We start from the raw sequence: 15,535 nt of genomic DNA on the forward strand, positions 1-15,535 counted from the left end.
TATGAATACGAAAATGAATAAATTACTTTGCATGATGGTGGTGCTGCTTTCATTGGCGGCATGTACGGATGATACTGAATATACGGCAGGTGTGTGGTATCGCCGTTCTGATTTTGATGGTGTGGCGCGTACGGACGCAGCTGGTTTTACGATTGGTAATGTAGGGTACCTCTGCACCGGATACCGGGGGAGTACCAAAGACCGTTTGAAAGATTGCTGGGCGTATGACATTGAGACTAATTCGTGGACACAGTGTACATCAATGCCCGATGCGGCTCCTGCCCGGAATGCGGCTACAGGTTTTGCAGTAGGTACCAAAGGATATATTGCTACCGGTTACGATGCGACGAAAAAGGATTATCTGAATGATTGCTGGCAGTATGATCCTGCCACGAATTCATGGAAGGAGATGGCTTCTATCCCGGATGGAACTGATGGAACTAATATCTATGGTAAACGGTATTATGCGCTTTCTTTCGGCATTGGTCAGTATGGGTATTTGGGTACAGGTTACAACGATAATTATCAAAAGGACTTTTGGAAGTTCGACCCGTCGGTGGGAGATAAAGGAGAGTGGACAGCCATGAGTGGATTTGGCGGGCAGAAGAGAATGGGCGGTATGGCTTTCGTCATAGATGATATCGCTTATATCTGTGGTGGTGAGAATAACGGTTCGGATGTGACGGATTTCTGGTGTTTTAATCCGGCAACGGGTACTTGGAAAGAATTGCGCGAACTTTACGATAAGAGTGATGATGATTATGACGACGATTACACTTCTATCGTCCGTTCTTATGCTTGTGCTTTCGTGATCGACGGTAAAGGATATATTGCTGTGGGGCAGACTGCAGGTGGTAGTTATCGTTCCAATTATTGGATTTACGACCCTCTTACAGACCTATGGAATGGAGAAGATTTGACAAATTTCGAAGGAAGTACACGTTCGAAAGCCGTATGCTTTTCTACCGGAAAACGAGGAATTATAGCTACGGGAGGGGCTTCTACTTATTATTACGATGATACTTGGGAGTTGAAACCTTATGAATATGAAGAGAAATAAAAAAACAATAGGTATTAGTTGCTTTGTCTTGCTGCTTTTAGTGGGAATCATATATGGGTATATGCATCCGATAAATATATATCGGCTGGAAGTAACTCAAGTTGAAGGTAGTGGATATGGTTATAAAATTTATGAGAGAGGGCGTTTGATAATTGTTCAGCCTTTTATCCCGGTTGTATCCGGGAAAAGGTCTTTTCAATCAGTACAGGATGCCCAATGTATCGGAAACTTAGTGCTGGAACGGATTAAAGCCGGAAATGATTTTGCTATATCAAAGGCCGATCTGGATAACTTGGGAATTGTGTATTAATGCCATCTTGTTGGCACAGTCATGCCACCCTATTGGCACGACTGTGCCAACGCGGTGGCATTGTTGTGCCAATACGATGGCACAAGATAAAGCGTTAAGTGCGAATTATTTCTTTTCTCCTTTGGGTGCTACTACATAATCTTCTTTGATAAACTCATCATACACACGCTTCGGATGGTCGAACGGTGCAATCCCATTCCTTTGTTCATTGAAGTTTTCCCGGCGGAATTGTTTCAGTTTCAGGTTATCTTCTGCATATTCCCTCAATTTCTTATGCTCATTTCCATAAAGCGAACTTTCAGTCACGTCAGAATTGAGCAGATTTTCTTTGGGAGTAATTGTTGGTAGGAGCACTTGTTCCAACAGACCACGATAGGCACCGTTATATTCGCACCATACGATATCGTTGGTTACAAATATACGATAGGAGTACTTAGACCAGGCAGTTTTGATTTCAATAGATGTAGCATAAATTTCAATGGTAGCTTCTGAACCATACGCTTGGTCACGGATCACAACGGTCGTCCGACCGCTAAGTTCTTCCTTCACGGAAGTTTGCCATTTATCAGAGTGTAAGATTTCTTCGATAATTTCCGGCAAATTTTCTTTAATCTCAAACTGTATTCTCATGGTGCTTGCCTGCGGGCAGGACTTTTTTGATTTTTTCCTCCTTAAACAATTAAGCTAGCCTAAAGTTACATAGATTAAAGCAAAAAAACAAGATTTTGTTTGAGAATTTATTCTTTTTGCCAAACTATCTGCCTTTTTCGTTTGTTTTTATAATAAATATGCACAAATCGTAAAAATAGAGTTTATGCGGAATAGGGCCCGGAAGAATTATGTCATTTATGTATTGATGTTGCTCCTGTTTGGAGGGTTGATTTATGTCGCTATTGAAGAGGGTGACCGGTTTTCGCACTATGCGATAAATGCGCATAACGTGGCACAGGGAGACCCTTTCAGCCTATTTCTTCAGTTTATACAGGACAATATTCATCATCCGCTCTCTACCTTATTGATTCAGATTATAGCTGTATTGGTGATGGTGCGTCTTTTTGGCTATTTATTTAGCCTGATCGGGCAACCGGGAGTGATTGGTGAGATTGTTGCCGGTATCGTGTTGGGACCTTCCGTGCTCGGCTTTTTCTTTCCGGATGCTTTTCATTTTCTTTTTCCGGCTCACTCGCTTACCAATCTTGAATTATTGAGTCAGGTGGGACTGATACTTTTCATGTTTGTCATCGGTATGGAGCTGGATTTCAGTGTGCTGAAAAATAAGATCAATGAAACGCTGGTGATTAGTCATGCCGGAATTTTGGTTCCTTTCTTTCTGGGTATTTTGTCTTCTTACTGGGTGTATGAAGAATATGCCGCCGACCAGACTCCATTCCTTCCATTTGCTCTGTTTATAGGTATTTCTATGAGTATCACCGCCTTTCCGGTATTGGCGCGTATCATTCAGGAACGGAATATGACTAAGACTCCTTTAGGCACGCTGACTATTGCTTCCGCGGCCAATGACGATGTGACGGCCTGGTGTCTGTTGGCGGTAGTTATCGCTATCTCCAAAGCGGGAAGTTTTGCCAGTGCACTATATTCAGTTGGACTGGCAGTTGTGTATATTGCAGTCATGTTTTTGGTCGTTCGTCCATTTTTGAAGAAGGTAGGAGAGGTATATGCCAATCGGGAAGTTATTAATAAAACATTTGTAGCATTTATTCTGCTCATTCTTATTATTTCCTCCTGTCTGACGGAGATTATCGGTATTCATGCCCTGTTCGGAGCTTTTATGGCAGGGGTGGTGATGCCGTCCAATTTGGGTTTCCGGAAGGTGATGATGGAAAAAGTGGAAGATATATCTTTAGTCTTCTTTTTACCTTTATTCTTTGCTTTCACCGGGTTACGTACGGAAATCGGTTTGATAAACAGTCCGGAGTTGTGGATGGTATGTCTGCTGTTGGTGACGGTTGCTGTTGCCGGCAAACTGGGTGGGTGTGCCATCGCTGCCCGTCTGGTGGGTGAATCGTGGAAGGATAGTTTGACGATAGGGACATTGATGAATACACGGGGATTGATGGAGCTTGTCGCTTTGAATATCGGTTATGAAATGGGAGTTCTTCCCCCGTCTATATTCGTAATTTTGGTCATTATGGCGTTAGTTACGACCTTTATGACTACTCCTTTGCTTCATTTGGTGGAACATATTTTCGTACGTCGCGAAGAAAAGTTATCTTTGAAGCATAAATTGATATTTTGTTTCGGACGTCCGGAATCCGGGCGTGTATTGCTTTCCATTTATAGTTTGTTATTTGGGAAGCAGTTGAGGAAAAATCATTTGATTGCGGCACACTATACGGTAGGCACGGATTTGAATCCGTTGAATGCCGAGCATTATGCCAGCGAGAGTTTTGCTTTGCTCAATCAACAGGCAGTGAAATTGAATATTCAGGTGGATAACCATTATCGGGTGACGGACAAACTTGTACAGGAAATCATTCATTTTGTCCGTAAAGAACATCCTGATATGCTGCTTTTGGGAGCCGGAAGCCATTACCGTACGGATATGCCGGGGACTCCGGGGGCTATTTTATGGTTAACGCTTTTCCGGGATAAGATTGATGATATTATGGAGCAGGTGAAGTGTCCGGTAGCTGTATTTGTCAATCGTCAGTATCGGGAAGGCGCAATGGTTAGTTTCGTACTTGGTGGAATGATTGATGCATTTCTTTTTTCGTATCTGGAGAAGATGTTGCAGAACGGGCATTCGATACGTCTTTTCCTCTTTGATACGGACGATGAGGAGTTTCGCGGATGTATTGATGATTTGCAGGCACGTTATCCGGGACAAATGATTATAGTATGGTTTGAAGGAGTTGAAGATTTAGTGACTAAAGAGAAAGACGGACTATTGATAATGAGTCATCTTTCTTATACGAAATTATCCGAGGATGAGGCTGTGATACGAGAATTGTCATCTCTGCTGGTGATCCGCCGGAATAAGAATGCGGGAGATAAAAATGAAGGACTTGAAAATTGACGAATCTACGGGATTAGTGTTGGAAGGCGGGGGAATGCGTGGAGTATTTACCTGCGGTGTACTTGATTACTTTATGGATCATGATATCCGGTTTCCCTATACGATAGGAGTGTCTGCCGGTGCGTGCAACGGATTGTCGTATGCATCGCGGCAACGGGGACGTGCCAAATACAGCAATATTGACCTGTTGGAGAAGTACAACTATATCGGTCTGAAACATTTGCTCAAAAAGCGTAATATTTTGGATTTCGATCTATTGTTCAAAGAATTTCCCGAACACATTCTTCCTTATGATTATGAAACATATTTTGCTTCACCGGAACGTTTCGTGATGGTGACTACTAATTGCATTACGGGAGAAGCCAATTATTTCGAAGAGAAAAAAGACAGTAGCAGGGTGATCGATATTGTTCGTGCATCCAGCAGTCTCCCTTTTGTGTGTCCTATCACTTATGTAGACGAGGTTCCTATGCTCGATGGAGGAATTGTAGATTCCATCCCTCTGCAAAGAGCTATTGCGGATGGCTGTAAGAGAAATGTCGTGGTACTTACCCGTAACCGGGGATATCGGAAAGATTCGAAAGACATTCGTATCCCTTCGTTTGTATACCGGAAATATCCGAAGTTGCGTGAAGCGTTAAGTTGCCGGTGCGCTGTTTATAATGAACAGCTGGAAATGGTGGAACGTATGGAAGATGAAGGGAAGATTGTCGTTATCCGTCCTTTGAAACCTGTAGCTGTAGACCGTATAGAAAAAGATGTGCAAAAGCTGACAGAGTTTTATCAGGAAGGGTACGAATGTGCGAAAGCTTTATTTTCACTTTGACTTAGTATATTGCTTGGCAGCCTTTTCCAATTTCCGACTCATTAATTCTACCAATGTTTTAGGATAAAGAATTTCTATTCCGTCGACATATCCGAAGAATACCCGTTCTAACTCGTGGTTGATTACGACTTCAATTTCCAGTATGACGCTTCCGTCAGGTAGCCTTTCCACCAGTTGTTGACTGCGATGTATAGGCTTGGTTATGATGTAAGGTGCTTCGGCTGCCGCTACTTTGAAGCCAACTTTCTCCGCTACGCTTCCGGAGTTTTTGGTGACACCTACCAGGTCGTCGAAGAACGTATTCGGATCGAAGAATGTATTTTTGATATAGTGTTCTTGTGGCAGAACTTCCAATGATTGTATTCTGTCCAAAGCTAAATTCTGCAATATTCGTCCGTTTCCTCTGACCCCATAAACGAACCATCGGTTGCGATATTCTTTTAATAGATAAGGATAGAAAATAAAGCTGTTTGCCGAACGTGCTTTGAACGAACGATATTTGAGTTGTATCGGGTGCTCGTTGACAATCGCATGATAGATGGTGTCCAGATAATCCAGTCCTTTCAACGATTCATTCTTTTCAAAGTCAATGACAGGAGTGGTTTTCATCCGGGCAGAAGCAACATGGTCTTCCAGGCGATTGATAATCTCGCTCATTTCCGTGAAATAGGAGAAACCTTTAAATTGTCGCAGCACTTCCACTGCTTCCGACATCATTTTCAGGTCTTGTTCGTTCAGTGGGGTTTGTGTGATACTGTATTCCGGATCTTCATATTTATAGTATTTATTCTCGTACACCACAATCGGAGCATTATAGCCTAACTTCTCGCTACGCATCATCTGTATGTCCATTTGTACCGTCCGTTTGCTTATCCCTTTATCAATGCCTTCATATTCATAAAGAGCATCTGAACAGGCGTCTACCAAGTCTTCCAATGTCCAGCGTCGATACGGATTACGCAGACAGTTGTCAATCGTTTTATAACGGATTAGAGCATTTCTATTTGCTGGCATAAGTAGAAGAATAAAGATTTGCTTCAAAAGTAGAAAAATAAATTCAGGAAAACAAAAAGGTTACAGGGCTTTATTTCCATAATATTTTCCTAATTAGGTATCTATTTCTACTACTTTATCTTTTTTTTTCTCGATTAATTCGATTTTAAGTCATTATTAATTCACTTTTGTGGAATTTATTAAGGGATGCCTCTTTACTTTGCTGAAAATAGTTTTAAGGACTTAATGGTATAACATGAAAAACAAAGAAATAACATGGTAAAAAGGTTGAATTGGTTATTGGTCTATTTATTGTTTTCAATAGGGATAATGGCACAGTCCGGCGGCAGGAAACAGTATAATTCTTACAAAGGATTGGTTATGGCTGGTTATCAGGGGTGGTTCAACACCCCTGGTGACGGTTCCGGCCGTGGATGGCATCATTACAATGGTCGTGAAGGATTTCGTCCGGGATCGTGTTCCGTAGATCTTTGGCCGGAGGTATCGGAGTATAAGAAGCTCTATAAAACGGATTTTACTTTTGCGGATGGTAAGTCTGCATCCGTCTTTTCTTCTTATGACAAATCGACTGTCAATGTTCATTTCAGATGGATGAAAGAGTATGGACTGGATGGAGTGTTCATGCAGCGTTTTATCGCAGAAATCCGGAATGAAAGCGGATTGCAGCATTTTAATAAAGTATTGAACTCGGCAATGAAAGCTGCTAATAAATATGAACGGGCTATTTGTGTAATGTATGACTTGAGCGGGATGCAGCCTGGAGAAGAAAAACTGCTGCTCAAAGACATTGCGGAAATTGCGCAACGCCATTCTTTAAAAAATCATGCGAAAAACCCTTCTTATCTGTATCACAATGGCAAACCGTTGGTAACAGTATGGGGTGTGGGATTTAATGATAATCGCCGTTATGGATTGAAAGAAGCTGCACATATTATCGACGGCTTAAAATCACAGGGATTTAGTGTGATGCTTGGAGTACCTACCCAATGGCGGGAGCTGAAAGGGGATACGGAATCAGATCCCAGGTTGCATGAGCTTATCAGAAAATGCGATATTGTGATGCCTTGGTTCGTGGGACGTTACAATGAAACCACTTATCCGAAATATCAGAAGTTGGTGGAAGAAGATATCCAGTGGGCGAAAAAGAATCAGGTTGATTATGTACCGTTGGTTTTTCCGGGTTTCTCCTGGGGGAATATGAAAGGTAAAGATCATAATTCATTTATCCCCCGCAATAAAGGCTCTTTTCTTTGGAAACAGATGATGGGAGCTATCCGGGCGGGTGCCGAAATGATTTATGTAGCTATGTTTGACGAAATTGATGAGGGGACGGCTATCTTTAAATGTGCAAAGGAAGTTCCGACAGGGAAAAGTACATTCGTTCCTATCGAGGAGGGAGTGGAAAGTGACCATTATCTGAAACTGGTTGGTGAAGCCGCTAAGGTTCTGCGCAAAGAAAAGGCGATAGCTTTTAATACCAGTCTGAATCCGGCAACTCCGAATCCTTTCATCCGGCATATGTACACAGCAGACCCTTCGGCTCATGTTTGGGAAGACGGACGTCTGTACGTATATGCTTCCCATGATATTGCACCTCCGCGAGGTTGTGATTTGATGGATCGTTATCATGTGTTTTCAACCGATGATATGGTGACCTGGACGGATCATGGAGAGATATTAAGCTCCGATCAGGTGCCATGGGGACGCAAAGAAGGAGGATTTATGTGGGCTCCGGATTGTGCTTATAAAAACGGTACTTACTATTTTTATTTTCCTCATCCCAGTGAAACAGACTGGAACGACAGTTGGAAGATCGGAGTGGCTACCAGCAATAAACCGGCGGAAGGATTCAAAGTGCAGGGATATGTTGAAGGGATGGATCCGATGATTGACCCTTGTGTCTTTGTAGATGACGACGGGCAGGCGTATATTTATAATGGCGGTGGCGGCACCTGTAAAGGAGGTAAGTTGAAAGATAATATGATGGAGCTGGATGGTCCGATGCAACTCATGAAAGGACTGGAAGATTTCCATGAGGCAGCTTGGATTCACAAATATGATGGAAAGTATTATCTCTCTTATTCCGACAATCATGATGAAAACTGGAACGATGGAGTGAAGGGGGACAACCGGATGCGCTATGCGATCAGTGACTCTCCGTTGGGACCTTGGGAATCGAAAGGTATTTATATGGAACCGACTGACAGCTATACCAATCATGGATCTATTGTCAAGTTCAAAGGACAATGGTATGCCTTTTACCATAACAGTGCGTTGTCCGGACACGACTGGCTTCGTTCTATCTGTGTAGATAAACTGTATTACAATCCTGATGGTACGATAAAGTTAGTAAGGCAAACCAAATAAGTGATTGCCCCTTTTAAATTTTATTTCTGCAATTAATAAATCTGATAGTATGAAGTTGAATAAAATAGTCTGTTTAGCCGTTTTATGCAGTGTAGGTAGTCGGATGACGGCACAGGAAACGTATCCGTTCCGCAATCCGCAACTCTCTGTTGAACAGCGTGTCGACGATCTGGTTTCCCGTTTGACTTTGGAAGAAAAGGTGAAACAGATGTTGAATAGCACTCCTCCCATTGACCGTTTGGGTATTCCTGCTTATAACTGGTGGAACGAATGTCTGCATGGTATCGGTCGTACCAAATATCATGTCACCGTATTCCCACAAGCCATCGGCATGGCTGCTGCCTGGAATGATGCATTGATTAAAGAAGTTGCTTCCTCCATCGCTGACGAGGGTCGGGCTATCTATAACGATGCGCAGCGTAAAGAGGATTATAGCCAATATCACGCATTAACTTACTGGACTCCTAATATAAATATATTCCGTGATCCTCGCTGGGGACGCGGACAGGAAACCTATGGTGAAGATCCTTTTCTGACTTCTAAAATTGGAGAATCCTTTGTGTTGGGATTGCAAGGAGACAATCCCCGTTATTTAAAAGCCTCGGCTTGTGCCAAACACTATGCCGTGCATAGCGGGCCGGAGAAAAACCGTCATAGCTTCAACTCGGATGTAAGTACTTATGATTTGTGGGACACTTATCTGCCGGCTTTCCGTACATTGGTTGTTGATGCCAAGGTATCCGGCGTGATGTGTGCATACAATGCTTTTCAGGGGCAGCCTTGTTGCGGCAATGATTTGTTGATGCAATCTATTTTGCGTGATAAATGGAATTTTAAAGGATATGTCACTTCTGATTGTGGCGCTATCGATGATATATTCAATCACCATAAGACCCATCCGGACGCAGCAACGGCAGCAGCCGATGCCGTATTTCATGGAACCGACTTGGATTGTGGACAAAGTGCTTATCTGGCATTGGTCAAAGCGGTAAAAGACGGAATTATCACAGAAAAACAAATTGATGTATCTGTCAAACGTCTGTTTGAGATTCGTTTCCGCTTGGGATTGTTTGACCCGGTGGAAGAAGTGGATTATGCACGTATTTCTGTTTCTATTCTGGAATGTAGAAAACATCAGGATTTAGCCAAACAACTGGCACGTGAGTCAATGGTATTACTAAAGAACGACCAATTATTACCACTTCAAAAGAATAAACTGAAAAAGGTGGTAGTAATGGGACCGAACGCAGACTGCAGGGAATCGTTACTTGGAAACTATAATGGACAGCCTTCCCGTATGCTGACTCCTTTGCAGGCCATTCGTGAACGTTTGAATGGTTGGGCAGAAGTCATATATATAGAAGGTGTAGATCATGTAGATGCTGTTCCCGAAAATCAATTGAAAGAATACATGAGACAGTCCAAGGAAGCAGATGTCGCCATTTTTGTCGGCGGTATCAGCCCGAGACTGGAAGGTGAAGAAATGCCGGTCAGCAAAGATGGATTTGATGGCGGCGACCGTACGACAATTGCTTTACCGGCAGTTCAAACTCAAGTGATGAAAGCATTGGCTGCAGAGCATATTCCGACGGTTTTTGTGATGATGACAGGCAGCGCATTGGCTATTCCCTGGGAAGCCAAGAATGTTCCGGCTATACTGAATGCCTGGTATGGCGGACAATATGGAGGAGAAGCTATTGCTGATGTATTGTTGGGAGATTACAATCCTTCAGGAAAGCTTCCGGTCACTTTTTATGCACAGGATAGTGATTTGCCCGACTTCGAATCGTATGATATGCAGGGACGTACCTATCGCTATTTTAACGGAAAAGCTCTTTATCCTTTTGGCTATGGATTGAGCTATACGGATTTTACTTATTCTTCACTGAACCTGCCTAAAGTCTGTCACACCACAGACAAGGAAGTGCAGGTAACTGTAACGGTGAAGAATACCGGACGGTTGGAAGGCGAAGAAGTAGTTCAGCTTTATATATCCCATCCTGATAAAAAGATATTGGTTCCGTTGACCGCATTGAAAGGTTTTAAACGGGTGCACTTACGGTCTGGTGAAGCACAACGCCTGACATTTTCCCTGTCTCCGGAAGACTTGTCTTGTGTGGATGAAAATGGCATCCGGAAGGTCCTGCCGGGAACAGTAAGAATACAGGTTGGCGGTTCTTCACCTGTGCCGACGCTGGCTACTCCTTTGAAACTGGTAGAAAGTACATTGAAAATGATTGGAAATACACATATAATAGATAAATGAGATTCTGATAATATTAGAAAAACGAATATAACATGAAAAACAAAATGAAATGGATGTTGGCAATAGGATTATTGTCATGTTCGATGGCAATGGCGCAGCAACAAAGTGATATACTGTCGGTATCGGCTTCTGCCAATGCGGACAATGCTGCTTTAGCTTTTGATAAAAATGTAAAGACGATGTGGACATTACCTTCGCAGGCACTAAAGACCGAGCAATGGCTGATGTTTACCATCCAGCAACCGGGTGATGTTTGCGAACTGGATCTTCAGATGCAGGGAGTCAACAAAAATGAACTGAAAGAGGTATTGGATATCTTTGTCACTTATGACCCGATGAATCTGGGAACTCCCGTAAACTACCGGATAGAAGGCAATGACAAACAGATGAAAGTGAAATTCACTCCTAAATATGGTGCTCATGTCAAGTTGAATTTCAAGCCGGGAAAGCTGGATAAACCTTTCTCTCTAAAGGAGATTTCAGTATTGGTAGCAGAGAAGGTACTGACAGATAGTAAAGGGAAAGTGACTGACCGTCGTTATATGGATGCATCGCTTCCGGTAGAAGAACGGGTGGAAAGTCTGCTGGCAGTGATGACACCCGAAGATAAAATGGAATTGATTCGTGAAGGATGGGGGATTCCCGGTATTCCTCATTTATATGTACCGCCTATCACAAAAGTGGAAGCCGTACATGGTTTCTCGTATGGAAGCGGAGCGACTATTTTTCCGCAGGCTTTAGCAATGGGAGCCACCTGGAACCGGAAGCTGACGGAAGAAGTGGCGATGGTAATCGGAGACGAAACGGTAGCTGCCAATACAAAGCAGGCATGGTCACCGGTGCTGGACGTTGCGCAGGATGCACGTTGGGGACGTTGTGAAGAGACTTTTGGAGAAGACCCGGTATTGGTATCACAAATAGGTGGTGCATGGATCAAAGGATATCAGTCCAGAGGATTATTTACCACTCCCAAGCATTTTGGCGGACATGGTGCTCCATTGGGTGGGCGTGACTCGCATGACATCGGTTTGTCTGAACGTGAAATGCGTGAAGTTCACCTGGTGCCGTTCCGTCATGCTATCCGAAACTATGACTGTCAGTCTTTGATGATGGCTTACTCCGATTATATGGGTATTCCGGTTGCCAAGAGTATGGAACTGCTGCAACAGATTTTACGGCAGGAATGGGGCTTCAACGGATTTATTGTCAGTGACTGTGGTGCTATAGGTAATCTGACTGCCCGTAAACATTATACGGCACAAGACAAGATTGAAGCTGCTAACCAGGCATTGGCTGCCGGTATTGCAACTAATTGCGGTGATACTTATAATAATAAAGAAGTGATTCAGGCCGCCAAAGACGGCCGCATCAACATGGAAAATCTGGACAACGTATGTCGTACCATGCTTTCTACCATGTTCCGTAATGAACTCTTTGAAAAGAATCCCTGCAAACCGTTGGACTGGAAGAAGATTTATCCGGGATGGAACTCTGACAGCCATAAAGAGATGGCACGTCAGGCAGCCCGTGAATCTATCGTAATGTTGGAGAATAAAGAGAACCTTCTGCCTTTGACCAAGAACCTGCGTACAATAGCTGTACTGGGTCCCGGAGCAGACGATCTCCAACCGGGTGATTACACTCCGAAATTACTACCCGGACAGTTGAAGTCCGTATTGACAGGCATTAAAGAGGCTGTTGGTAAGCAAACGAAAGTTCTTTATGAACAGGGTTGTGACTTTACAAATCCAGATGAAACGAATATTCCCAAAGCAGTAAAAGCAGCTTCTCAATCCGATGTTGTAGTAATGGTATTGGGGGATTGTTCTACCAGCGAAGCCACCAATGATGTTCGCAAGACATGCGGCGAGAATAATGACTGGGCCACTCTGATTCTGCCGGGTAAACAACAGGAATTGCTGGAAGCGGTTTGTGCGACAGGTAAACCGGTGATTCTGATTCTTCAGGCAGGACGTCCTTATGATATTCTGAAAGCATCGGAAATGTGTAAAGCTATTCTCGTAAACTGGTTACCGGGACAGGAAGGCGGCCCGGCAATGGCAGATGTACTGTTTGGTGATTATAATCCCGGCGGTCGCTTGCCGATGACTTTTCCGCGTCACGTAGGACAACTTCCTTTATATTATAATTTCAAAACATCGGGGCGTCGTTACGAATATGTAGATATGGAATATTATCCTCTTTACCGTTTCGGATTCGGTCTTAGCTATACCTCTTTTGAATATTCGGATTTGAAGATACAGGAAAAACCGAATGGAAATGTGACGGTTCAGGCTACAGTGAAGAATACAGGAAGCCGTGCCGGTGATGAAGTAGTACAATTGTATGTGACGGATATGTATGCCAGCGTCAAGACCCGTGTTATGGAGTTAAAGGATTTCGACCGTATTTATTTGCAACCGGGAGAATCGAAAACCGTCTCTTTTGAACTGACACCATACGACATTTCATTGCTCAATGACCACATGGACAGAGTAGTGGAAAAAGGAGAATTCAAAATATGTGTCGGTGGCATGAGTCCTGACTATGTGGCCAAGAATGAGATTAAACATAGTGTGGGTTACAGCGATAAGAAAAAAGGGGTGACCGGTATGCTTAACTATACGCACGAATTCGGTGCCGACTTTATCCTTTCTATATCCAAAGTGGAAGAGAATCTGACGAAGAATCAAAAGACTGTATGGGTCAGCGTGAAAAACAATGGCACGCTGATGGATATTGGCAAGGTGGAAATGTTTGTTGACGGCAAAAAAGCAGGGGATGCCATTCATTATGAACTGGGAGCCGGAGAAGAAAAACTGATTCCGTTCAAACTGGATAAAGACAACAAGCAACCTGTTGCTTTTACTACTAAATATAAGATGGTGGTTCTGTAGAGCCATCACCTTCATCTAATTCCTGATAAAATGAAACAATTACTTTTGGTTTCGTGCTTGCTGTCACTGTCCGCTATCTTGGGATTGCCGGAAGTGAAAGCAGATGTAAGGATGCCTTTGATTTTCGGCAACCACATGGTTTTGCAGCAAGATACCCGGATTACGATTTGGGGATGGGCTGATGCCGGAGAAAACATTGAAGTACTCTTTGCCGGACAAAAAGTGAGAACCACTGCCAATGCCGACGGGACATGGCAGGTAAAATTGAAGCCGGTAAAAACGAAGAAAAAAGGAGAGACGCTGACTATTACCGGAAAAAATAAACTGGTTTATTCGGATGTACTGGTAGGTGATGTATGGGTTGCTTCCGGACAATCAAATATGGAGTGGGGGATCAAGGTCAGAAAAGAATATGCTGATGATATAGCTCATTCGGAAGATTCATTGTTACGTTTATTCTTTGTTCCTAAAAATACATCGCTACAGCCATTGTCGGAGATTGAAATTCCTCAAGGAACAGCCAGTCCCGAACGGGCTGCCAGGTGGGTGCTTTGTACTCCGGAGATGCTGGCAAAAATAAATGGGCAGGGTTTCTCTGCTACTGCCTATTACTTTGCACGTGATATGCGCGTTGCAAACGGACGTCCGTTAGGAGTGATACAGTCCGCCTGGGGTGGTACACGTGCAGAAGCTTGGACAAGCCTTTCCGGGCTAAAGCAGGAGCCAGCATTGGCTCATTATGTAGCTGCTTACGAGAAAAATGTGAAAGATAATCCGGAAATACTGGCTACTTATCCGCAAAAGCAGAAAGAGTTTGATACAGCAGTCAGAGAATGGGATCAAACAATAGGTAAAGAGTGGAATCAGGCACAGAAAGAATGGGCGGTAGCCGTACGGGCTGCACAAGCCGATGGGAAACCAGCGCCCGCCAAACCGGAACCCAGAGTACCTCGTCCACCCAATCCACGTAAACCGGACGGTGGAAATAACGGCCCGGCTAATCTGTTTAACGCCATGATTTCTCCTTTAATTCCGTTAAGTATCAAAGGTGTAATCTGGTATCAGGGTGAATTTAATTCCGGTGGCTCGGCAAAAGAATATGCGACACTTTTTTCCCGGATGATTACAGATTGGAGGGAGAAATGGGGAATAGGAGATTTTCCTTTTGTATATGTACAGCTTCCTAATTTTGAGCCTGTAGATCAGGAGCCTTCTGTTGAGGGGAACGGTTGGCGTTGGGTGCGCGAAGGTCAGTTGAAAGCACTGAGCCTGCCTAATACTGCGATGGCGGTAACGATTGATGTTGGCGACCCGTTCGATTTGCATCCGGTTGATAAATATGATGTAGGACATCGGTTAGCTCTTGTTGCCCGTAAATTGGCATATGGAGAGAAAGTTGTTGGTATGGGACCTCTTTATAAGAAAATGTCAGTGAAGGGCAATAAAATTATTTTGGAGTTTACCAATCAGGGTAAGAAGTTGATGATAGGGACTTCTCCCTATATCCCTGAAGGAGAACAGGCTCGTCCAAAGCCGACAAAGCTCACGGGATTTGGCATTGCCGGGACCGACCGTAAATTTGTTTGGGCGGATGCCGTCATAGAAGGTAATAAGGTCATTGTATCGAGTCCTGAAGTTGCCGAACCCGTAGCTGTACGCTACGGATTTTCCAATAGCCCGCGTTGTAATCTGTATAATGAGGAAGGGTTGCCGGCATCGCCTTTTCGTACAGATCACTGGGAATGACACAAATACCGG

General features: G+C 43.6%; 10 protein-coding genes. 8 read left to right on the forward strand and 2 right to left on the reverse strand.

The annotated features are described in order from the left end of the window. Position 1: 1 nt before the first annotated feature. Both AAHJ11_RS19450 and AAHJ11_RS19455 read left to right on the forward strand, forming a co-directional pair. The gene (locus AAHJ11_RS19450) at positions 2-1,060 is read left to right on the forward strand and encodes a Kelch repeat-containing protein (RefSeq protein WP_367744712.1); all 1,059 of its coding nucleotides are present in this window, start codon (positions 2-4) and stop codon (positions 1,058-1,060) included. Beyond that, entirely contained in the window at positions 1,041-1,370 is a 330-nt protein-coding gene (locus AAHJ11_RS19455) for a DUF4907 domain-containing protein (protein ID WP_217723059.1), read from the forward strand. Before AAHJ11_RS19450 ends, AAHJ11_RS19455 begins: the two co-directional genes overlap by 20 nt. A gap of 105 nt (positions 1,371-1,475) precedes the next feature. Here AAHJ11_RS19455 and AAHJ11_RS19460 read toward each other — a convergent pair whose 3' ends face one another. Then, positions 1,476-2,000: a hypothetical protein gene (locus AAHJ11_RS19460; protein ID WP_217723057.1), complete on the reverse strand. Its 525-nt coding sequence runs from the start codon at positions 1,998-2,000 to the stop codon at positions 1,476-1,478. 184 nt (positions 2,001-2,184) lie between these two features. Between AAHJ11_RS19460 and AAHJ11_RS19465 the strand changes: the two genes are divergently transcribed. Further along, entirely contained in the window at positions 2,185-4,407 is a 2,223-nt protein-coding gene (locus tag AAHJ11_RS19465; RefSeq protein WP_004311747.1) for a cation:proton antiporter, read from the forward strand. Further along, entirely contained in the window at positions 4,388-5,233 is an 846-nt protein-coding gene (locus AAHJ11_RS19470) for a patatin family protein (protein ID WP_008774817.1), read from the forward strand. Before AAHJ11_RS19465 ends, AAHJ11_RS19470 begins: the two co-directional genes overlap by 20 nt. Here AAHJ11_RS19470 and AAHJ11_RS19475 read toward each other — a convergent pair. Then, positions 5,225-6,247, reverse strand: a complete 1,023-nt coding sequence (locus AAHJ11_RS19475; RefSeq protein WP_117935904.1) for a helix-turn-helix transcriptional regulator — start codon at positions 6,245-6,247, stop codon at positions 5,225-5,227. The two genes, AAHJ11_RS19470 and AAHJ11_RS19475, sit on opposite strands and share 9 nt — an antisense overlap. 1,446 nt (positions 6,248-7,693) lie before the next feature. On the opposite strand from AAHJ11_RS19475, the gene AAHJ11_RS19480 reads away from it, so the two are divergent. The 4 genes from AAHJ11_RS19480 to AAHJ11_RS19495 are packed head-to-tail and all read left to right on the forward strand — an operon-like array spanning position 7,694 to position 15,523. Then, positions 7,694-8,614: a family 43 glycosylhydrolase gene (locus AAHJ11_RS19480; protein WP_371826262.1), complete on the forward strand. Its 921-nt coding sequence runs from the start codon at positions 7,694-7,696 to the stop codon at positions 8,612-8,614. Between the two features lie 49 nt (positions 8,615-8,663). Then, positions 8,664-10,880, forward strand: coding sequence for a glycoside hydrolase family 3 C-terminal domain-containing protein (locus tag AAHJ11_RS19485; protein ID WP_413580043.1), 2,217 nt, complete (start codon positions 8,664-8,666; stop codon positions 10,878-10,880). A gap of 32 nt (positions 10,881-10,912) precedes the next feature. Beyond that, a complete protein-coding gene (locus tag AAHJ11_RS19490) occupies positions 10,913-13,777 on the forward strand; it encodes a glycoside hydrolase family 3 C-terminal domain-containing protein (RefSeq protein ID WP_217721218.1) in 2,865 nt (954 codons plus the stop codon). A 30-nt stretch (positions 13,778-13,807) separates the two neighbouring features. Further along, positions 13,808-15,523, forward strand: a complete 1,716-nt coding sequence (locus AAHJ11_RS19495) for a sialate O-acetylesterase (RefSeq protein WP_217721217.1) — start codon at positions 13,808-13,810, stop codon at positions 15,521-15,523. Positions 15,524-15,535: the final 12 nt, after the last annotated feature.

The organism is Bacteroides sp. 90-K9/2 (assembly GCF_047310725.1).
GTDB classification, from domain to species: Bacteria; Bacteroidota; Bacteroidia; order Bacteroidales; family Bacteroidaceae; genus Bacteroides; species Bacteroides vicugnae.